Source organism: Streptomyces sp. NPDC005962, assembly GCF_040629205.1.
Lineage (GTDB): Bacteria > Actinomycetota > Actinomycetes > Streptomycetales > Streptomycetaceae > Streptomyces.
In genome coordinates, this window is record NZ_JBEXVE010000013.1 from 1 (window position 1) to 19,886 (window position 19,886).

General features: G+C 71.8%; 20 protein-coding genes, 1 pseudogene and 2 riboswitches. Of the genes and pseudogenes, 12 read left to right on the forward strand and 9 right to left on the reverse strand.

Translation table 11 applies throughout. The features are described from left to right. Positions 1–251 precede the first annotated feature (251 nt). The 3 genes from ABZ370_RS22270 (at position 252) to def (ending at position 3,566) form a co-directional block, all read left to right on the forward strand. On the forward strand, positions 252–1,541 hold the full coding sequence (locus tag ABZ370_RS22270) for an HD domain-containing protein (protein WP_358624097.1): 1,290 nt from the start codon (positions 252–254) through the stop codon (positions 1,539–1,541). A gap of 300 nt (positions 1,542–1,841) precedes the next feature. After that, complete coding sequence (locus ABZ370_RS22275; protein ID WP_358623568.1) at positions 1,842–2,828, forward strand: hypothetical protein; 987 nt, start codon at positions 1,842–1,844, stop codon at positions 2,826–2,828. A gap of 105 nt (positions 2,829–2,933) precedes the next feature. Continuing rightward, positions 2,934–3,566, forward strand: a complete 633-nt coding sequence (gene def, locus ABZ370_RS22280) for a peptide deformylase (RefSeq protein ID WP_358623571.1) — start codon at positions 2,934–2,936, stop codon at positions 3,564–3,566. 68 nt (positions 3,567–3,634) lie between these two features. Here the strand turns inward: def and ABZ370_RS22285 are convergent, their stop codons facing one another. The 3 genes from ABZ370_RS22285 to ABZ370_RS22295 all read right to left on the reverse strand — a co-directional run bounded on the left by ABZ370_RS22285 (position 3,635) and on the right by ABZ370_RS22295 (position 8,940). After that, on the reverse strand, positions 3,635–4,666 hold the full coding sequence (locus ABZ370_RS22285; protein ID WP_358623573.1) for a ribonucleotide-diphosphate reductase subunit beta: 1,032 nt from the start codon (positions 4,664–4,666) through the stop codon (positions 3,635–3,637). A gap of 17 nt (positions 4,667–4,683) precedes the next feature. Then, the gene (locus tag ABZ370_RS22290) at positions 4,684–7,107 is read right to left on the reverse strand and encodes a ribonucleoside-diphosphate reductase subunit alpha (RefSeq protein ID WP_358623576.1); all 2,424 of its coding nucleotides are present in this window, start codon (positions 7,105–7,107) and stop codon (positions 4,684–4,686) included. A 126-nt stretch (positions 7,108–7,233) separates the two neighbouring features. Then, positions 7,234–7,374: riboswitch (cobalamin riboswitch) on the reverse strand. A gap of 96 nt (positions 7,375–7,470) precedes the next feature. Next, positions 7,471–8,940: an FGGY-family carbohydrate kinase gene (locus ABZ370_RS22295; protein ID WP_358623578.1), complete on the reverse strand. Its 1,470-nt coding sequence runs from the start codon at positions 8,938–8,940 to the stop codon at positions 7,471–7,473. 112 nt (positions 8,941–9,052) lie between these two features. Between ABZ370_RS22295 and ABZ370_RS22300 the strand changes: the two genes are divergently transcribed. Genes ABZ370_RS22300 through ABZ370_RS22310 form a run of 3 tightly spaced genes read left to right on the forward strand, consistent with a single transcriptional unit; the run spans position 9,053 to position 12,047 of the window. Further along, positions 9,053–9,700, forward strand: a complete 648-nt coding sequence (locus ABZ370_RS22300) for a histidine phosphatase family protein (RefSeq protein ID WP_358623581.1) — start codon at positions 9,053–9,055, stop codon at positions 9,698–9,700. Then, positions 9,697–10,476, forward strand: a complete 780-nt coding sequence (locus ABZ370_RS22305; RefSeq protein ID WP_358623583.1) for a DeoR/GlpR family DNA-binding transcription regulator — start codon at positions 9,697–9,699, stop codon at positions 10,474–10,476. Before ABZ370_RS22300 ends, ABZ370_RS22305 begins: the two co-directional genes overlap by 4 nt. A gap of 47 nt (positions 10,477–10,523) precedes the next feature. Further along, positions 10,524–12,047, forward strand: coding sequence for an FGGY family carbohydrate kinase (locus ABZ370_RS22310; RefSeq protein ID WP_358623585.1), 1,524 nt, complete (start codon positions 10,524–10,526; stop codon positions 12,045–12,047). A gap of 150 nt (positions 12,048–12,197) precedes the next feature. Here the strand turns inward: ABZ370_RS22310 and ABZ370_RS22315 are convergent, their stop codons facing one another. Continuing rightward, on the reverse strand, positions 12,198–12,356 hold the full coding sequence (locus ABZ370_RS22315; protein WP_358623588.1) for a hypothetical protein: 159 nt from the start codon (positions 12,354–12,356) through the stop codon (positions 12,198–12,200). Positions 12,357–12,379: 23 nt separating this feature from the next. Then, entirely contained in the window at positions 12,380–12,667 is a 288-nt protein-coding gene (locus ABZ370_RS22320) for a hypothetical protein (protein WP_358623590.1), read from the reverse strand. Positions 12,668–13,065: 398 nt separating this feature from the next. On the opposite strand from ABZ370_RS22320, the gene ABZ370_RS22325 reads away from it, so the two are divergent. After that, entirely contained in the window at positions 13,066–13,914 is an 849-nt protein-coding gene (locus ABZ370_RS22325; protein ID WP_358623593.1) for an IPT/TIG domain-containing protein, read from the forward strand. A gap of 55 nt (positions 13,915–13,969) precedes the next feature. On the opposite strand, the gene phsA is transcribed toward ABZ370_RS22325, so the two are convergent. After that, complete coding sequence (gene phsA / locus ABZ370_RS22330; RefSeq protein WP_358623595.1) at positions 13,970–15,832, reverse strand: O-aminophenol oxidase PhsA; 1,863 nt, start codon at positions 15,830–15,832, stop codon at positions 13,970–13,972. A gap of 228 nt (positions 15,833–16,060) precedes the next feature. On the opposite strand from phsA, the gene ABZ370_RS22335 reads away from it, so the two are divergent. Continuing rightward, on the forward strand, positions 16,061–16,531 hold the full coding sequence (locus tag ABZ370_RS22335) for a DUF3592 domain-containing protein (RefSeq protein WP_358623597.1): 471 nt from the start codon (positions 16,061–16,063) through the stop codon (positions 16,529–16,531). Between the two features lie 34 nt (positions 16,532–16,565). On the opposite strand, the gene ABZ370_RS22340 is transcribed toward ABZ370_RS22335, so the two are convergent. Next, positions 16,566–16,991, reverse strand: a complete 426-nt coding sequence (locus ABZ370_RS22340; protein WP_358623600.1) for a hypothetical protein — start codon at positions 16,989–16,991, stop codon at positions 16,566–16,568. Positions 16,992–17,009: 18 nt separating this feature from the next. Between ABZ370_RS22340 and ABZ370_RS22345 the strand changes: the two are divergent. The 3 genes and pseudogenes from ABZ370_RS22345 to ABZ370_RS22355 form a co-directional block, all read left to right on the forward strand. Continuing rightward, positions 17,010–17,171 (forward strand): annotated as a pseudogene (locus ABZ370_RS22345) (ATP-binding protein); the annotation flags it as partial. Between the two features lie 217 nt (positions 17,172–17,388). Beyond that, positions 17,389–17,450: riboswitch (guanidine-III (ykkC-III) riboswitch) on the forward strand. A gap of 31 nt (positions 17,451–17,481) precedes the next feature. Beyond that, complete coding sequence (locus tag ABZ370_RS22350; protein ID WP_358623602.1) at positions 17,482–17,796, forward strand: SMR family transporter; 315 nt, start codon at positions 17,482–17,484, stop codon at positions 17,794–17,796. Positions 17,797–17,945: 149 nt separating this feature from the next. Continuing rightward, the gene (locus ABZ370_RS22355) at positions 17,946–18,209 is read left to right on the forward strand and encodes a hypothetical protein (protein WP_358623605.1); all 264 of its coding nucleotides are present in this window, start codon (positions 17,946–17,948) and stop codon (positions 18,207–18,209) included. On the opposite strand, the gene ABZ370_RS22360 is transcribed toward ABZ370_RS22355, so the two are convergent. Then, the gene (locus ABZ370_RS22360; protein WP_358623607.1) at positions 18,184–18,396 is read right to left on the reverse strand and encodes a DUF397 domain-containing protein; all 213 of its coding nucleotides are present in this window, start codon (positions 18,394–18,396) and stop codon (positions 18,184–18,186) included. The genes ABZ370_RS22355 and ABZ370_RS22360 overlap by 26 nt on opposite strands. A gap of 1 nt (position 18,397) precedes the next feature. Next, entirely contained in the window at positions 18,398–19,258 is an 861-nt protein-coding gene (locus ABZ370_RS22365; protein WP_358623609.1) for a helix-turn-helix transcriptional regulator, read from the reverse strand. A gap of 152 nt (positions 19,259–19,410) precedes the next feature. On the opposite strand from ABZ370_RS22365, the gene ABZ370_RS22370 reads away from it, so the two are divergent. Continuing rightward, entirely contained in the window at positions 19,411–19,884 is a 474-nt protein-coding gene (locus ABZ370_RS22370) for an ATP-binding protein (protein WP_358623611.1), read from the forward strand. Positions 19,885–19,886 lie beyond the last annotated feature (2 nt).

The following is a 19,886-nucleotide window of genomic DNA, read 5'->3' on the forward strand; positions in this document are numbered from 1 at the left end:
AGAACGTGGGGCGCGGTGGTCGGCTGCCGCCTTGTCGGCCGCCGCCGGGGCCCGACGGGGCGCGGGCCCGGTGGGGGGCGGCGGGGGCCGCACGGGGGCGGGGGGGGGGCGCGGGGGGGACCCGTCGCGCCCCCGCCCGGGCGTCCGGCGGGCTCGCGCGGCTCGCGGACGCCCACGCGCGCGCGGTCCGGCGGGCCCGGGGCGCGGGGCGCCCGGGCACCCCCGGCCCGGCGACCCGTCGAAGCGGCAGGATCACCCTCCGGGCGGTGTACGGGGCCGCCGGGGTGCTCGCCGTGGTGGCGCTCGTCTGGACCGAGTGGCACGGGATACGGGAGCCGGGGGCGGCGCTCGCGTTCGGGCTGCTCATCGCCCTCGGGGAAGCCATCCGGTGCGGTGACGCCCCGGCCGCGCTCCCGCGCGCGAGCGGGTCGCACGAGCAGCGCGGGGAGCCGACGCCCCTCGCCGCCGCGGGCGCCCTCGGGTACGCCCTGCTGGGGCAGCTGGGCGGGGAGCCGACCAGCCATGGGGTGCTCCAGGTCGTCACCGTCGTCGTGGCGGCCTCCCTGACGGGCCTGGTGCCGCGCATGGCGCTCGGGCGCCCGGCCGACCCGGGCCATACCGCCCGCCGGGTGCTGACCGTGGCGTTCGCGGCCACCTGCTTCCAACCGTTGCACCACACCGGCCGGTTGGGCCTCTGGCTGGGGCACGGCCCCGCCCTCGTCGGCTACTTGCTGGGCGTGCTGGCCCTGACCGCGCTGTGCGACGCGGTGCTCGCGGCCGCCCTGTCCCGCGCCCGCACCGGGTGGCCGTACGGGCCGCTGCTCCGCGACGAGCTGCGGGCGCTGAGCGGAATAGGGTCGGCGATCTGCGCGACCGGGGTGGTGATGGCGCTCACGGTGGCCGTCGCCGGGCTGTGGGCGCTGCCGGTGCTGGCGCTGCCGCCGCTGCTGATCCAGTACTCGTTCCGCCGTTATGCCGCGATCCGGGCCACCTGTCGGCAGACCATCGCCTCCCTGGCCCGTTCGACCGAGATCGCCGGGTACACCCCGGCCGGACATGCCCGCAAGGTCGCCGGGCTCAGCCGGGCGGTCGGCCGTGAGCTGGGGCTTTCCGAGCCCGCCCTGACTGTGCTGGAATACGCGGCGCTGATGCACGACATCGGGCAGCTGTCCCTGGTGGACCCGGTTCCGGCCGGGGCGACCGAGCCGCTGACCCGCGCCGAGCAGCGCCGCATCGCGCTGCTGGGCGGTGCCGTGGTACGGCAGACGGGGGTGCCCGCGGAGGTCGCGGTGATCGTCGAACAGCAGGCGGACCCGTACCGCGAACAGCCCCTGTCCGCGCGTATCGTGCGCGCGGTGAACGCGTACACCGAGGCGGCGGGCGGCCCGGCGGCCGCGGGACAGGGGGGCGCGGCCCCGCTGCGCGCCCTGGAGCGGCTGCGGCTGGCCACCGCGCGGGATTTCGATCCGGCGGTGGTCGAAGCGCTGGCGACAGTGCTGTCCCGCCCGGCGTACGACCGCCCCCGGGGAGGAACCCGATGAGGAATCCGGCGGGCAACCCGGTGAGGAACTCGGCGGGCAACCCGGCGGGGAATGTGGTGAGGAATTCGGAACTCGCGGGTAATGAGCGGGTCTCCCAAGAGGCATGGTTGGATGCCAGAGAAGGGGTGTCGGGCCGATGGCCGGTGGCAAGGAGGTGTGGAGGGCATCGCATCCCGGCCGAAGGGTGAGGGGCTGGGCTGAGATGTCCGTGGATGTGTGGCAGGTTGTCTTCCGGGGAGGGCGACGCCGTCCGCGCAAGGCTCTGGTACGGGACTACTTCGATACCTGCAGGCGGGAATCGTGAAGATCTTCGGCAAGGTACGGCACCGGCCGTCCGCCTCATGGCGGCAGGCCACGGACCGTGCGTTCACGCTCATCGGCGACGGCCGGTACGAGGACGCGGGCGCGCTGCTGACCCGCGCCGCCGACCTGGAGCCGTGGCTGTCGGAGTCCTGGTTCAACCTCGCGTTGCTGCACAAGTTCCGGCACGACTGGGAGCAGGCCCGGGCCGCCGGGCTGCGTGCGGTGGCGCTGCTGGACCGCGAGTCGGGCGCCCCCGACTGGTGGAACGTGGGCATCGCCGCGACCGCCCTCCAGGACTGGCCGCTGGCCCGCCGCGCCTGGCAGGCGTACGGGCTGAAGGTGCCCGGCGAGGCGTCCGCGTCCGGTGAGCCGCTCGGCATGGAGCTGGGCAGCGCGGCCGTGCGGCTCTCGCCCGAGGGCGAGGCCGAGGTGGTCTGGGGCCGCAGACTGGACCCGGCCCGGATCGAGGTGCTGTCGATCCCGCTGCCGTCCTCCGGGCGGCGCTGGGGCGAGGTGGTGCTGCACGACGGCGTCCCGCACGGTGAGCGGGTGACCTCCGCGGGCCCGGCCTACCCCGTCTTCGACGAGATCGAGCTGTGGGCGCCGTCCCCGGTGCCGACCTGGGTGGTGCTGCTGGAGGCGGCCACCGAGGCCGACCGGGACGCCCTGGAGCGGCTGGCGGCCGACGCGGGCTTCGCCGCCGAGGACTGGTCGTCGTCGGTGCGGCTGCTGTGCCGCTCCTGTTCGGAGAGCCGGATGCCGAGCGACGAGGGCGAGGGCGAGCACCTGGACCCGCACGACCACAGCGAGCCCGGCCACCCCGGCCCGCTGGGGCACCGTACGGCGGGCTCGGGCTCGCTGTGGGTCGCCGAGCGCGAATGCGGGATCGCGGCGCCCAGCGGGCTGGTGCGGGGGCTGCTGGACGGCTGGGTCGCCGACAGCCCGGACACCCGGGAGTGGCGGGACCTGGAAGAGGTCTGCTGAATGCCCGGAAAGGGCCGTTGATCCCCCGCTGATCCCCCGGCCCTCCGGGCGGGCCGTACCCTGTAGGGCGACGCATCACGGTTGAAGGAAGGCGTACGGCGGACGATGTCGCAGCAAGGGACCACGAAGCAGCAGGTGGACGACGAGTTCGTCGTGGACACGGAGGACTGCGAGGAGCGCGAGAGCGCCTACCGCGAGCGCGGCACCGCCCGCCCGATCACCGTCGTCGGGAATCCGGTGCTCCACAAGGAGTGCCAGGACGTCACCGAGTTCGACGAGACGCTCGCGGCGCTGATCGACGACATGTTCGCGAGCCAGCGGGCGGCGGAGGGCGTGGGCCTGGCCGCCAACCAGATCGGCGTCGACCGCAAGGTCTTCGTCTACGACTGCATGGACGACGAGGGCGTACGCCACGTCGGCGTGGTCTGCAACCCGGTGCTGGAGGAGCTGCCCGCCGACCGCCGCGTCCTGGACGACTCCAACGAGGGCTGCCTGTCGGTCCCCACCGCCTACTGCGAGCTGGCCCGCACGGACTACGCGGTGGTCCGTGGCCAGGACGCCGGGGGCAACCCGATCGCGGTGCGCGGCACCGGCTACTTCGCGCGCTGCCTCCAGCACGAGACCGACCACCTCTACGGCTACCTCTACATCGACCGCCTCTCCAAGCGCGACCGCAAGGACGTGCTCCGGCAGATGGCGGAGGGCACCGCGCGCTACGAGACGGTCCCGAACGACTGACCGCGCTCACCGCATACGGCAAAGGGCCGGACCCCGGGAGGGGTCCGGCCCTTGCGCTTACGCCGGGATCAGAAGTCGTCGTCGAAGGAGACCGAGCCCTCGACCGCGACCTGGTAGGCCGAGGCGCGGCGTTCGAAGAAGTTGGTCAGCTCCTGGACGTCCTGCAGCTCCATGAAGGAGAACGGGTTCTCCGAGCCGAAGACCGCGGGGAAGCCGAGGCGCGCGAGGCGCTGGTCGGCCACGCACTCCAGGTACGCGCGCATCGACTCGGTGTTCATGCCGGGCAGGCCCTCGCCGCACAGGTCGTGGGCGAACTGGAGCTCCGCCTCGACGGCTTCCCTCAGCATGTCGGTGACCTGCTGCTCCAGCTCGTCGTCGAAGAGGTCGGGCTCCTCCTCGCGGACGGTGTCCACGACCGAGAAGGCGAACTCCATGTGCATGGACTCATCCCGGAACACCCAGTTGGTGCCGGTCGCCAGGCCGTGCAGCAGACCGCGCGAGCGGAACCAGTACACGTAGGCGAAGGCGCCGTAGAAGAACAGCCCCTCGATGCACGCCGCGAAGCAGATCAGGTTGAGCAGGAAGCGGCGCCGGTCGGACCTGGACTCCAGCCGGTCGATCTTCTCCACCGAGTCCATCCAGCGGAAGCAGAATTCCGCCTTCTCCCGGATGGAGGGGATGTTCTCGACGGCCGCGAAGGACGCCGCCCGGTCGTCCGGGTCGGGCAGATAGGTGTCCAGCAGGGTCAGATAGAACTGGACGTGCACGGCCTCCTCGAAGAGCTGCCGCGACAGGTACAGCCGCGCCTCGGGGGAGTTGATGTGCTTGTAGAGCGTCAGCACCAGGTTGTTGGAGACGATCGAGTCGCCGGTCGCGAAGAACGCCACCAGTCGGCTGATCATGTGCTGCTCACCGGGGGAGAGCTTGGCGAGGTCGGTGACGTCCGAGTGGAGGTCGACCTCTTCCACGGTCCAGGTGTTCTTGATCGCGTCCCGGTAGCGGTCGTAGAACTCCGGGTACCGCATCGGCCGCAGGGTCAGCTCGAACCCGGGGTCGAGCAGGTTCTTGGTGTGATCCGTCGCGGTGGTCGCGGTGGTCATCTCGGATGCGGTGGGCATTACTGGCAGGCCTCGCAGGACTCGGGGTTTTCCAGGGAGCAGGCGACCGCCTCGTCGTCGGCGGGCGCCTGCTGGGCGGGGACGGTGCCGGGGGTGCCGGGGACGGGGACGGCGGCCGTGGCGGCGCCACCGCGGGCGCTCTGGGCGATCCGGGTCGCCGGGCGGGAGCGCAGGTAGTAGGTCGTCTTGATGCCGCGCTTCCAGGCGTACGCGTACATCGAGCTGAGCTTGCCGATGGTCGGCGCGGCCATGAAGAGGTTCAGCGACTGGCTCTGGTCGAGGTACGGGGTGCGGGCCGCCGCCATGTCGATCAGGGCGCGCTGCGGGATCTCCCACGCGGTCCGGTACAGATCCCGTACCTCCTGCGGCACCCAGGAGAGGTCCTGGACCGAGCCGTTGGCCTCGCGCAGCGCGTCACGGGTCTGGGTGTCCCATACGCCGAGCTTCTTGAGGTCGTTCACCAGGTAGTTGTTGACCTGGAGGAACTCACCGCTGAGCGTCTCGCGCTTGAAGAGGTTGGAGACCTGCGGCTCGATGCACTCGTACACGCCCGCGATGGAGGCGATGGTGGCGGTCGGCGCGATGGCCAGCAGCAGCGAGTTGCGCATGCCGGTCGTCGCCATCCGCGTCCGCAGAGCCTCCCAGCGCTCGGGCCAGGTGGCCGTGGCGCCGGTGTAGTGGTCCGGGTGGAGCACGCCGCGCGCGGTGCGGGTCTCGGCCCAGGCCGGGTGGGGGCCGTGGCGCTCGGCGAGGTCGCAGGACGCCTCGTACGCGGCGAGCATGATGCGCTCGGAGATCCGGGTGGAGAGCGCCGTCGCCTCGGCCGAGTCGAACGGCAGCCGCAGCCGGAAGAAGACGTCCTGGAGGCCCATCAGCCCCAGACCCACCGGGCGCCAGCGGGAGTTGGACGCCCCGGCCTCCTCGGTGGGGTAGAAGTTGATGTCCACCACGCGGTCGAGGAAGGTCACGGCGGTCCGGACCGTCTTGTCCAGCCGCTCCCAGTCCATCTCGCCGCCCTCGCCCAGGTGGGCGGCGAGGTTGACCGAGCCGAGGTTGCAGACGGCCGTCTCGCCGTCGTTGGTGACCTCCAGGATCTCGGTGCACAGGTTGGAGGAGTGGACGACCCGGCCCGCCTCGGCGGTCTGGTTGGCGGTGCGGTTGGCGGCGTCCTTGAACGTCATCCAGCCGTTGCCGGTCTGCGCGAGGGTGCGCATCATCCGGGAGTACAGCTGGCGCGCCGGAACCTGCTTGAGCGCCCGGCCCTCCGCCTCGGCCTTCCGGTACGCGGCGTCGAACTCGTCACCCCACAGGTCGACCAGCTCGGGCGCGTCCGCCGGCGAGAACAGCGACCAGTCGGCGTCCGCCTCGACCCGGCGCATGAACTCGTCCGGAATCCAGTGCGCGATGTTGAGGTTGTGGGTGCGGCGGGCCTCTTCGCCCGTGTTGTCCCGCAGCTCCAGGAACTCCTCCAGGTCCGCGTGCCAGGTCTCCAGGTAGACGCAGGCCGCGCCCTTGCGCCGGCCGCCCTGGTTGACGGCCGCCACGGAGGCGTCGAGCGTGCGCAGGAACGGCACGATGCCGTTGGAGTGCCCGTTGGTGCCACGGATCAGCGAACCGCGGGCGCGGATGCGCGAGTACGACAGGCCGATGCCGCCCGCGTGCTTCGACAGCCGCGCCACCTGGTGGTAGCGGTTGTAGATCGAGTCCAGCTCGTCCAGCGGCGAGTCCAGCAGGTAGCAGGACGACATCTGCGGGTGCCGGGTGCCGGAGTTGAACAGCGTGGGGGAGCTGGGCAGGTACGACAGCGTGCTGGTCATCCGGTACAGCTCGGCGACGTCGCCCACCGCCCGCTCGGACAGGTCCTCGGCGAGCCCGCAGGCCACCCGCAGCAGGAAGTGCTGCGGGGTCTCGACGACCTGACGGGTGATCGGGTGGCGCAGCAGATACCGGCTGTGCAGGGTGCGCAGCCCGAAGTAGCCGAAGCGGTCGTCGGCGCCGTCGGCCAGCGCCTGGTCGACCAGCGCGTCCAGCCGGGCGGCGTGGGTGGTGACGAACTCGGCGGTGGAGTCGGCGATCAGGCCCTCGCGGTGGCCCACGGCGACGGAGGCGGAGAAGGAGTCCGCACCCTGCCCGGCCGCCTCATCGGCGATCGCGCGGGTCAGCAGCCGCGCGGCGAGCTTGGAGTACTCCGGCTCCTCGCCGATGAGCCCGGCCGACGCCTCGGTCGCCAGGGAACGCAACTCCGCCTCGTCCGAACCGGGGTGGCGGCCGCGCAGGGCGGCGGCCGCGACCCTGCCGGGGTCGGTGGCGGGCAGGTCGGCGGTGAGCGCCGTCAGGGTCCGCAGCAGGGCGGTCCCGGGCGCGTCGGCCGCTGCCGTGAAGTCCGTTGCCTCTGAAACCGGATCGGCGGGCGCGATGGTCACTGAAGTGTTCTCCCTCGCTCGGCTGGGGGCCTTCGAGGGCGGTGCGCGATGGCCGCTCACGGGCATGCCGATTCCGCTTCAGGGCACACCGCGCAGCGTCCATCGACCCAACCCGCGAGGCCCGGACGTATGCAGACGGCCGTCGGCAGGTCATCGGACTCACGGGTACGCGAAAGCGCACACGTACACCGTTGCGGGACAGTTCCGGATTCGCACCGGATTCCCCTGCGGCGACAGCGAGCACGAGCATACATCTTGTGTCGCGCTGCGCACGCGCCCCCAGATGTTGTGTCGTCAGCTGGGTGGATTCGCATAAATGTGCTAGTCGCGTCGGCTTTGGCCGCGCTGGAATCCCAGGGAAAACTAGCTTCCCGGACCGCTCGTCCGCCATTCGTCCAGGGCACGGGCGAGGCGCTCGCGGTAGCCCGCGTAGCCGTCCCCGTAGGCGCCGAGAAGCTCGCTCCGGGGCTCGACGGTACGGGAAGCGGCGCGCCAGTGGGACGCGTCCACGGGGTCGCCCAGCGACCGCCAGGCGACCGCGACGGCGCCCCGCGCGCCGACTTCCGGCTCGTCCGGGACGACCACCGGGTGACCCATCACATGGGCGAAAATCTCCGTCCAGGCGGCGGACCGTACGCCTCCGCCGCACAGCGCGAGCCGCCCCGAGAGCCCGGCCGCCTCCAGGCAGTGGCGGGCCGCGTAGGCGATGGCCTCGCAGACGGCCCGTACGGCGTCGGCACGGGTGGTGGCGAGGCCGAGGCCGTCCAACCGCCCCTGGGCGGCGGGTTCCACGAACGGGGCGCGCTCCCCGGCGCCGGACAGGAAGGGCAGCGCGGTCACCCCGTTCGCGCCCGGCGGGCTCTGCGCGAGCAGGGCGTCCAACTCGGCCGTGGTCGTCCCTGTGAGATCGAGCACCCATCGCAGCGCGGCGGTGCCGACCATCGCGGGCATCGCGCGCAGCCAGCGGTCCGGGTCGGGGGTGCACAGCCACATCCCGGCCGGATCGGCGGCCGGGTCCACCGCCGCGCGGTCGGTGAGCACCTGGCAGGCCAGCGTGGTGCCGACGGTGAGCAGTCCGTCGCCCACGTCCCGCACCCCGCTGCCGATGGCGCACGCCGGAAGGTCGTACGGGCCGGAGACGACGGGCAGTCCGGGCGGCAGCCCGGTCAGCCGGGCCCCCTCGTCGTCCAGCGCGAGGACGCCGCCGGGCGCGGCGGGCGGGGGCAGCAGCCGGGCGTGGTCGGCCAGTCCGCACAGCTGCAGGGCGCCCGGCACATACGTACGGGTGGTGACATCCAGGAACGGCAGCGAGGCGTCGGAGGCGTCCACGGTGATGACGCCCGTCAGTCGCTGGGCGACGGCGTCCACGCAGTAGCCCGCGACCGCCGCCCGCTCCAGAGCCTCCGGCTCGTGCTCGGCCAGCCAGCGCAGCAGCGGGGCGTGGCAGCCCGGGAACAGCCCGGAGCCCGTGAGGGCGTAGAGGGCGGCGAGGGTGCCGTCGGCGCGCCAGCGGGCGACGGTCCCGCCTCCCCGGCCGTCCAGCCAGGAGATCGGCGGACGCACCGCCCGGCCCGCCTCGTCGCGCAGCCACAGCCCGTCGCCCTGGCCGGTGAGCGCGAGCGCGGCGGGCGGGCCGGGGAGCGCCGCGGCCACTTCGCGCACCACCTCGGCGACCGTGCGCAGCACGTCCTCCAGGTCCTGTTCGACCCGGCCGCCGGGAAGCCGGTCCAGTCGACTGGGGCGGGCGGCGGAGGCGAGGGCGGCCCCGTCGCGGCCGAAGGCCACGGCCTTGGTGACGGAGGTGCCGACATCCACTCCGATGATCGCGCGCATGGCCTGCCGCCCTCCGGAACTCGGTGCTCCATCACATCAGCGATGCTAGATTTAACACTCGATACGTGATGAGGCAATGGCGCACACACTGGCCGACGCAGGGGAGCCCCGGATGACCGCCCGACTGCTGCTCGTACGCCACGGGGAGACCGTGTGGCACGCGGAGAACCGGTACGCCGGAATCTCGGACATCGCGTTGACCGAGCGCGGCCACCGGCAGGCGCGGGCCCTCGCCCACTGGGTGCGGGGCCGTGGGATCGACGCGGTGGCCTGTTCCCCGCTCGGCCGCGCGCGGCACACCGCCGGACCGGCCGCCACCGCGCTGTCCCTGGTCCCCGAAGTCGTCGAGGACCTGCGCGAGATGGACTTCGGATGGGGCGAGGGCCGCACCCTCGCCGAGATGGAGGCGGAGGACGCGGCGGCCGTCCGGGCGTTCCGCGACGACCCCGAGACCGGTGCCTTCCCCGGCTCGGAGCGGCCCGGTGCGGCCGCGGCCCGGGCCGTCGTCGCCCTGCGCCGGCTGGCCGCCGCGCATCCGGACCGTACGGTGCTCGTCGTGGCGCACAACAGCCTGCTGCGGGCGGCGCTGTGCACCCTGCTCGGCATCCCCGTCGGCCGCTACCGCACGGTCTTCCCCCGGCTGGACAACGCGGCGGTGACCGAGATCGGCATCGACGGCGACCGCACGGCGCTGCGCTCCCTGAACGTGCCGACGGACAGCGCGTCGACCGGCGGCATGACGGGAGAGTCCCGCCCATGACCGCGGCCCGCTCCCAGGACGCCCGCAGACAGACCATCACCGAACACGTCCTCGCGCACTCCACCGCCACCGCGGCGGAGCTGGCCGAACTGACCGGCGTCAGCCTGATGACCGTGCACCGGGACCTGGACGAACTGGCCCGGCTCGGCGTGCTGCGCAAGTTCCGGGGCGGGGTCTCGGCCCTGCCCTCGTCGGTCTTCGAATCCAGCCTCGCCTACCGGATGGGCGCCCACCGGGCCGAGAAGGAGGCGGTGGCCGCCACCGCCGCGGAGCTGGTCGAGCCCGGGATGTCGGTGATGCTGGACGACTCCACGACCGCCCTCGCGCTCGCCCGGCTGCTGGTGGAGTCCGCCCCGCTGACGGTGGTGACCAACGCCCGGAAGGTGATCGAGGTCTTCGCCGGGGTGCCCCGCATCCGGCTGATCGGGCTCGGCGGGGAGTACTCGCACACCCATGACTCCTTCCTCGGCGTGCCGTGCGCGGAGGCGATCGCGGCGCTGTCGGTGGACCTGGCGCTGGTCAGCACCTCGGCCATGGACGCGTCGGCCACGTACCACCAGGAGCAGGACGTGGTGCTGGTCAAACGCGCCATGCTCGCCGCCGCCGCCCGCACGGTGCTGCTGATGGACGCGTCCAAGACCCGGCGCACGGCGCTGCACCGGCTGCGCCCGCTGGCCGACTTCGACCATCTGGTGGTGGACGGCGGGGCGGACGCCCGGCTGGTCGGGGAGTGGCGGGAGCGTACGGATGTGAGGATCGCGCCCGGCCCTTCTTAACGCCACCAGTGTTAATTTAACTCCCCCTGTGAGAGGCGTGATACGTGATGTCCGACCGGGCCGAGGTCGTCGCGGGGATCGACATCGCCACGGCGGCCGTGCGGGTGGTGTGCGCCGACGCCCACGGGCGCGTACGGGCGCGGGGCGGCGCGGAACTCCCGCCCCCGCGCCGGGGCGAGGGCGGCCGCAGCGAACAGGACGCCACGGCCTGGTGGCCCGCCGTCGCGGCGGCCCTGCGCCAGGCCACCGGGGCCCTTCCGGCGGGCGGCCGGGAGGTCGTGGCAGTGGCCGTCGCCGCCACCTCCGGCACGATCGTCCTCGCGGACGGCCGGGGCGAACCCCTCGGCCCCGCCCTGATGTACGACGACCGCCGCGCCGCCGGGCTCAACGCCCGCGCCCAGGAGGCGGGCGCGCCGCGCTGGCGGGCCCTCGGACTGTCGGTCGCCCCGACGGCCGCCCTCGGCCGCATCGCCTGGCTGGCGGACGTGGATCGGCAGGCGCATGCCCTTGGGCACCGGGCCCATGGGAAGGGGCATGTTGCCCATGAGGCCGCCGGGCGCTCGCGGCCGGTCGCGCGCGACCGCCATATCCTCCACACCCCCGACCTCGTCGCATGGCGGCTCACCGGCGGGCCCGTCGCCACCGACTGGTCCCACGCGCTCAAGAGCGGCTACGACGCGCGCGCCGGGGAGTGGCCCGGCGAGGTCTTCGACGCGCTCGGCGTACCGGCCCGGTGGCTGCCGTCCGTCCGGCCACCGGCCACCCCTGTCGGCGTGGTGTGCGCGGAAGCTGCGGCGGAGACCGGGCTCCCGGCCGGTTGCGCGGTCCGTCTCGGCATGACCGACGGCTGCGCCGGACAACTCGCCACCGGGGCCGTGCGGCCGGGGCAGTTCGTGGGCATCCTCGGCACCACCTACGTCCTCAAGGGCGTCACCCGGGACCTGGTCGCCGACCCCTCCGGCGCGCTCTACAGCCACCGCCACCCCGACGGCTGGTGGCTGCCGGGCGGCGCCTCCAGCACCGGCGGCGAGGCCCTCGCGCACCTCCCGTCCGGCCGACTGCCCGCGCTCGACCGCGCCGCCGCGGACCGAGGCCCGGCCTCCGTGGTCGCGTATCCGCTGCGCCGGGAGGGCGAGCGCTTCCCGTTCGTCAGCGGCGCGGCCCGGGGCTTCGTCCTCGGCACTCCGGCCGACGACGCCGACCGGCACCGCGCCACGCTGGAGGGCGTGGCCTTCCTCGAACGCCTCGCGCTGGAGCGGGCGGCGGAGCTGGGGGTGGCGGTCGAGGGGCCGCTGTGGGCGGCGGGCGGCGGCAGCCGCAGCCCGCTGTGGACCCGTATCCGCGCCACCGTCCTCCGTCGCCCCCTGCGCGTCGCCGACCACGCCGAAACGGCCTTCGGCGCCGCCCTGCTGGCCGCCGCCGGGACGCTCCATCCGGACCTCACGGCGAGCGCCGCCGCGATGGTCCGCCCCGGCCGGGACGTCGCACCGGAGGCGCGCGAGCAGGCCGCCCTCGACGCCTCGTACGCCACGTTCACCGAGGCGCTGCGCGAGCGCGGCTGGCTGCGGTGACGGTCGGCGGCACCTGCACCCGCACGGTGAACGCCCACAGCGTGACCTCCGGGACCGGCTCCCAGCCCCGCTCCGGCGCGCGCCGGAACCCCAGCGCGCCCAGCACGGCGCCGCTCCGCAGTCTGCCGGACGGCACTGACAATCGGGCCCTCACTGGGTGACGGTGCTGATCACTCCGGTGGAACCGGCACGCTTGTTGGCCGCCTCGGCTTCCTGGTAGGTGACGTAGCGGCGGACCGTGCCGTCCGGCAGCGTCAATTGGTAGAGGACGACTCTCCGCGGTGATCCGCCGCCACAGTTGCAGCCCATGGGTGCCCTTCCTTTCCATCGCGTCAGTCCAGCCACCGCGATGCCACACCGGCGAGATAGGAAAGCGTCAGGGCGGTGGCCGGGATCTGGAACCACCCGGTGGTGTCCAGCGAGAAGGCATACGCGGCGGTGGCTCCGGCCACCCATGTGCTGGTGCACCAGCCGCAGTTGACCAGATACGTGACCGGAGAATCGTCACCGAACCGGTCGGCGACCCACATCCGGAAACCCGCCGCCAGGGTGTCCTTGGTAATGAAGCGGGTGATACGGCAGGTGGTGCCGAGGGCGAGAAGGAACGCGGCAAGGCTCATCGGATCGTCCCCTGTCGGTGCGATCCCTGTCGGTGCGATGTCATTTATTACAAGCACGGCGGGCCCTCACAGGCGATACTCCGTCAGCGGATTCCCCCGAATAGCCGAGCGTTTGTCGTATGAATGCGCCACTGTGCGAGCCCGTATGCGCCAAACGAGTGATGGCTGTTCTGAGGTCTTGAGCGAGACGGGTGAGCGTGGATAACTGGAAACGTGGCATCGAGGCCGCCCCATACCTCGTCAGCCATCCAGGAGCCGGGCATTCGCCCCGTTACTCCCGCCTCATCAGTGCACCGCTCCTGCGCCCCGCTCGGCGGCCCATCAGTTTTCCTTTCCTCCGCTGTCGGCCTGCGTGCGCCCAGTGCACCTCACCTGACCCTTCCCGGGGAGGACTGATCATGACCTCGACCGATCTCGTGTCCGCAGCCACACCCACCGCGGGCTACTGGCCCTGGCCCCCGACGCCGGTCGGCCCGCCGTTGCTGCTGTCGGTGGTGCCCAACTCGGGCCCCACCAGCGGTGGAAACGTCGTCCAGCTGACCGGGGTGAACCTGCACAACGTCATCAGCGTGACCTTCGGCGGCATCCCCGCCGCCATCGTCAGCCAGAACGGCAACAACACCGTCGTGGTGATCGCTCCGCCGCACGCGGCCGGGGCCGTCCAGGTCCTCGTCACCACCACCTCCGGCACCAGCAACAGCCAGCCGTACACCTACGTGGCGCCGCCCGCGCCCACCGCCACCTCCATCACCCCGGCCGTGGGCCCGACCACCGGCGGCACCGTGTTCGTGATCAACGGCACCAACCTGAACACGGTCACCAGCATCACCTTCGCCGGTATCCCCGGGACCATCGTGGCCGTGAACCCCGCCGGTACCCAACTGGCCGGCATCACCCCGGCGGGCCCGGCGGGCGGCGGCACCGTCGCCGTAGTCCTCACCGGCCCCGGTGGCATCGCCGTCGTCCCGGGCGGGTTCACCTACTTCGTGGCCCCGCCCCCGCCGGTGCCCGCCAACATCGTTCCCGCCACCGGACCGGCGGCCGGCGGTACGGCGTTCACCATCAACGGCACCAACCTCGGCGGCGTGCTGGGCGTGCTGTTCAACGGCGTTCCCGCCACCGCCGTGGTCGCCACCGCCACCACGGTCACCGGCGTCACTCCGCCCGGAGTGGCCGGTACCGCGACCGTCACCCTGGTGACGGCCTTCGGAACCGCCACCGTCCCGGGCGGCTTCCTGTACGTGTGACCTGTACGGCACCGGCACCCGGGGGCGCGCACCCGGGTGCCGGTGCCAACGCGTCCTAGGCGGCGCCGTGGTGGCCGCCGTCCGGACGGTGGTGGTCGAAGACCAGCACCGGTCCCGGGGTGACCAGGAACGGCCGCATCATGGCCATGTCCTCGTGCTCCAGGATGTGGCAGTGGTACATGAAGCGGCCGGTCGCTCCGGTGAAGCGGCCGATGACGTTGACCATCTGGCCGCTCGCGACCTGGATGGTGTCCTTCCAGCCCCGCTCGCTCGGCAGCACCTCCAGCTCACCGGAGTACGCGACCGGCGCGCCCTCGCGCGTACCGCCCAGCGCCGGATCGAAGCCCGTCGCCGCGTACGAGTGACGGCTCATCGCCTGGAAGCTGATCAGGTGGATGTGCATCGGGTGTGTGGGACCGCCCAGATTGAGGAAGCTCCACTGCTCCCAGGAGTCCAGCTCGACGCTGAATCCCATGGTGTCGTCGAAGGAGCGGGCGATCCGCCGGTACGTATGCGTCTCGCCCTTGTCGTTCCTGACCTGGATCACCCCGTCCCCCGGGACCGGCACCTCGCCCGCCGCCACCTCCCGCAGCTCCCAGATCTCCGGGTGGCCGTTGCCACCGACCGTGCCGGGCGGGGTGAGGGCGATGATCCGGTGTCCGTGGGACGGGGCATTGTCGTGGGTGATCCGCTGGAAGGAGGAGAGCACCTTCGGCAGCACGAAGCGGTCGCGGACCGGCTTGCGGTCCACCCCGAACCGCATCACCTGCGGATACGGCACCCCGCTCACCTCGTCGGCCTCGCCCGGGCGCTTCCCGGCCGGGGTGTTGACCAGACGCAGATTGCGCCCGCGCAGCCGGGAGAAGTCGATCAGCAGGTCGAGCCGCTCGGAGGGGGCGATGGACACCGGGGCGTCGAGATCCACCGGGCGGTCCAGCAGCCCGCCGTCGGTCCCGATCTGCTTGACCACCCCGGTCACCTGCTCACCGGTCTCCTCGTCGATCAGTGCCAGCCGGTAGAAGCGAGCGTTGGACGCGTTGACCACCCGGAACCGGTACCAGCGCGCCTCGACGTCGAAGTGCGGCCAGATGACCCCGTTGACCAGCGTGTACGGCCCGTTGAACGGGATCGTGACGTTGCGCCCCTCCGGGTCCTTGCCGACGGACTGCACCTTGTGCAGCAGCCGCCCCGTCAGCCGTCCGTCGGGGTCCGTGTCGAGGTTGCGGTCCATCAGCACCAGCGGCACCTCGTACTCGTCGCGCGGCAGCCGCAGCGCGTCCTCCTCCTCGTCCCGGATGAGGTACATGCCCGCCAGGCCGGTGAACACGTTCCACCGGGTGATGTGCATGGCGTGATCGTGGTACCACAGCGCCGTCGCGCGGCAGTCGTTCGGGTACTCGGAGAGCTGGGAGTCGCCGGGCGAGACCGCGTTCTGCGCCCACCCGTCGTTGCCCGCACCGGTCGGAGCGCCGTGCAGATGCGTCACCGACCACGGCGGCAGCTCCGTCACCCCCTTGACCTCCTCGGCGCCCGCCTCGTCGTGCCCCGGGGCGTTGCCCGCGGGCGGGTTGGTGGCGGGAACCTCGTACGCGGTCACCGGGTACGCGCCGGACAGCCGGTTCGTCCAGGCCACCCGCAGCCGCTGCTTGCGGCGCACCTCGATGGTGGGACCGGGGAAATGCCCCTCGTAGGCCCACACCCGGGTCGGCGGCAGCTGTGAGTGCAACCGCACCCAGGTGGCGCGCAGATCGACGTTGATCCCCTGAAGCGCCTCGGCTTTCCCCGGCCGCAGCCGCGGCGGTACGCGCAGGGCGTCCATGAAGGGCACGAGCCCGGCGGCCGGCGGGTCGGCCGGAGCGGTCAGCTCTTCCTCCGGACCGGTCTCCTCGAAATCGTTCTGGACAAGCGTGTCGGACATAACGAACCCCCGTTGTGTGTCCCCCATGCCGCCTTCAGTGTCGGGCGGCACACTTTCACCCATTCGGACGAGCGCAGGCGCACAACAGTTGCCCGAATGAGGGCGGAATGCGCCATTCTGCTCCGGATTGGCTCGAACAAGTTGGGTGCGGCTTCAGCCGGGGGCGGGAGCGCGGCGGCCGGGGACCTGGGATAACGTCCCTCACTCCGGACGAGACAGGGGGACGTCATGAGGGTTCAGGTGCGTGGGCGGGGCGCCCGCCGATGGATCGAGTTCGTGGTCATCGCGTTCGGAGCGGTGTTCTTGGCCATCGGGTTGTTCCTGGCGGGGGAGTCGGTCTTGTTCCAGGCGGACGCGGAACGCGCCCGGGGCACGGTGGTGGCGCTGGAGTGGCGGAACGAGACGAGCGGCGCGTCTTACAAGAAGAAGGGCAACGACAAGCCCATGGCGTACCCGGTGGTCGAGTTCGCGTCGGCGGGCGGCACGCCGAGGACGTTCCGCAGCTCGACAGGCGCCAATCCGCCGTCGTACGAGGAGGGTGAGCGGGTCGAGGTGCTGTACCGCGCCGATTCCCCTCAGGACGCGCGGATCGACGGGTTCGCCTCGCTGTGGCTGATGCCGCTGGTCTTCGGTGGGATCGGGCTGGTGATCGCGGGGATCGGTACCACGGTTGCCGTGGCGGGGCGGCGGCGTTCCTAGGCCGGGATCTCGGTGGCGCCGTCCGGCGGAGCCGTCACGGGTTGACCGCCGACTCCCGCTCTTCCTGCTGGCCTGGGGCGAACAGTGCGGCGGCCACGGTGTCGTGCAGCGACTCCAGCACCGTGCGCTGCCGCCGCGCCCGGCCCAGCAGTTCGGTGAGCCGATCGGGTTCCAGCCGTGTGTCGTGGTCGGCCGCGTCCAGCAGCGTGTGCCACAGCATCGCCTTGCCTTCAACTCCGATCCGCAGCGCCTCCAGCTCGACCAGCGTGCTGAGCCCCGAACGACGCACCACCCGGCCGTTGGGCTTCAGCCGCCCCGCCTTCTCGCTCAGCCAGCCGCCGGCGCCGCCGGTATCGCCCGGACCACCCTGCGGGCCGTCCTGGCCCGGCACGACCTGGGTGAGTTCACCGACCCCGCCACGCTCGTCACGAGCGAGATGGTCGCCAACGCCTATCGCCACACCGCCGGCCCGGCCGAAATGCGCATTCGCACCGTGGAAGGGGGCCGCCTTCGCATCAGCGGCTGGGACAGCAACCCGGACATCCCGTCGCCCTTCGACAAGCCCCCGGGCCTCTTCGACCGCTCGTCCGCCCTCGCCGAGGCTGCCGCCAACACCGGGGCGACCTATGGGCGCGGACTCCTCATCGTCCGCATCTGCGCAGACAACTGGGGCGGCTACGCCTCGGTGACGAGCTCTTCGGCAGAAGCGGCAAGCTCCTTTGGTTCGAACTCGCGCCGAAGCTCAGCGACGGCTTTGAGGTCGCCGCTTGATGTGCGGGCCTCAGGATGTCACCCGTCCCCGGCGGCTTCCTGTACGTGTACCCCACAGGGCGTCGGTGCCCCCAGTGTTACGTTGGGACGCGGTGCCCTGGCACCCCGGACGAGCGCGTCGTACCCGGTCATGACAAGACGACGTAGTCAGCTATGTGTTGCTACGTGAGGTTTGTGTCATGGCGTGGATTCTTCTGATGCTGTCCGGTCTCCTGGAGACGGTCTGGGCGGCGGCGCTCTCGGCGTCGCACGGCTTCAGCCGTCTCCGTCCCACCCTGCTGTTCGTCGTCGCCGCCGCGCTGAGCATGGGCGGGCTGTCGTACGCGATGCGGTCCATTCCCATCGGCACCGGCTACGCGGTGTGGGTCGCGATCGGAGCCGTGGGGACCGCCGCCTACGGCATGATCGCGCTCGGTGACCCGGCGAGCGCGGGACGGATCGTCTGCCTGGGCCTGATCGTCTCCGGTGTGGTCGGCCTGAAGCTCCTGCACTGACCGATACGGACGAGCGGCCCGCACGTGAGACGGGCCGCCGACTCCCGCAGCTCCCAGACTGCTCGGCCGCCTCGTCCGGTCTCCTCACCGGTCGGGGCGGTGCCTGCCCTGGCGCTTGTTGGTATCGGGCTGCCCATACGGTTGGCCGAATGAGCATTCGCGTGTGCTTCATCGGTGATTCCTTCGTCCAGGGGATCGGTCACCGCGTATCGGCCCTCACCGACGAGATGGCCGCCCCCTGCGGTGAACGGGACGGTCCCGTTCACCGCCACCACCCACGACCCCTCCTGGAGCGGGAGGTGCTGTCCGGCGACGGCGCCCACCCCGGCAGCGGCGGCTACCGGATGCTGGCCGATATCGCCCTCGCCGGTCCGTGGCACGCGTGGGTCAACTCGGGTTCCGCGGCACGCTGAGGTGGTCGAGGCGACCCGCCTTGGCGCTGCGTATGAGGGCGCGCAGGGTGACGGGGGTGGTGGTGAGGATGGTGCCGGGCTCGTCGCTCTCCCTGAGCCGGATGGTGGCGGCGTCGGGGGCGGAGACGTACAGGCAGGCGTTTCCCTGGGCGCTGTACGAGGACTTCTGCCAATCGCGGGCGGACAACTCAATCCCCTTTCACGGTACGGACGATGCTCCGGATGAGGTCACGTGATGTGCGCTCGGTGAGAGCGACGGCCTCCATGCGATCCAGCACGACGCGGTACCTCTCAAGCTGGGCGGGTGCATCGAGCAGTTCGGAGCCATGCTCCGTATCGAGCTGCACGGTGTCCAGTTGTGGGACGGGCCCCGTGGCGTAAAGAATCGACTGTCCCGAGCCGGGGAAGGACCCGGCTTCGAAGGGAATCACCAGCACTTTGATATGGGCGCGCTCGCTCATGTCGAGGAGGTGCCGCAACTGCCCTCGTGCGGTTTCCGGTCCGCCGAAGCGCATGCGCAGGGCGGCCTCGTGGACGATCGCCGTATACGGCGTGGGCTCGCTCCGGTAGAGGATGGCCTGTCGTTTGACGCGGTGCGATACATGATGCTCGACGTCCGGAGGAGACAGCGGCGGCACCGCCTCCCGGAAGATCTCACGAGCGTGTTCGATGGTCTGCAGCAGGCCAGGCATGTGCGCCACGTAAGCCGTGCGCAGTTCCACCGCGTGATGTTCGAGCTCGGCCAGGTCGAGCAGCCCGGCCGCCAAGGTCTCCCGGTACTCCTCCCACCACCCCCGTTTGCGCTCCACGGCCATGTCGACGAGCGCCGCGATCAGCGCTTCGTCCGCGCACCGATAGTTGCGTGCCAGCGCTCGCAACCGGTCCGCGCTGACTCCGAACCGGCTCGCCTCGATGTTGCTGATGGTCGTCTGATTGGTGCCGAGCAGCCGCCCGGCCTCGGTCGACGACAAGTCGGCGCGCTCTCGGAGCCTGCGCAGCTCAGTACCGAGACGGAGTTGACGCGCTGTCGGAACACTTCTCTGAGGCATCTTTGGATTCTCTCTGCCCACGCGCAACAGGCGCGTCACTCACACGAGTGGTACGCCAAGCACTTCGATAGATTCCATCGAATACCTTATGCGCATGCGGCTACGGTGTGAGCCCGGACACAGCCAACGCCACCTCCAGACAGGAGACTTCCGTGTTGCCCTGGGCGTACTCCCTCCGCCTGCCCCACGACCCCCGCGCCGCCGGGATCGCCCGCACCACCCTGCGAGCCGTCCTCGCCCGGCACGACCTGGGCGAATTCACCGACCCCGCCACGCTGGTGACCAGTGAGATGGTCAGCAACGCCTACCGCCACACCACCGGCCCGGCGGAAGTGCGCATCCGCGCCGTGGAAGAAGGCCGCCTCCGCGTCAGCGTCTGGGACACCAACCCGGACATCCCGTCGCCCTTCGACAAGCCCCCGGGCTTCTTCGACCGCTCGGCCGCACTTACGGAGGCCGCCGCGAACACCGAGGCCACCTACGGGCGCGGACTCCTCATCGTCCGGATCTGCGCCGACAACTGGGGCGGCTACGCCTTCGCCGACGAGCTCTTCGGCAGAAGCGGCAAGCTCCTCTGGTTCGAACTCGCACCGCGGCCTGGCGACGTCTTCGAGATCGCTGCCTGATC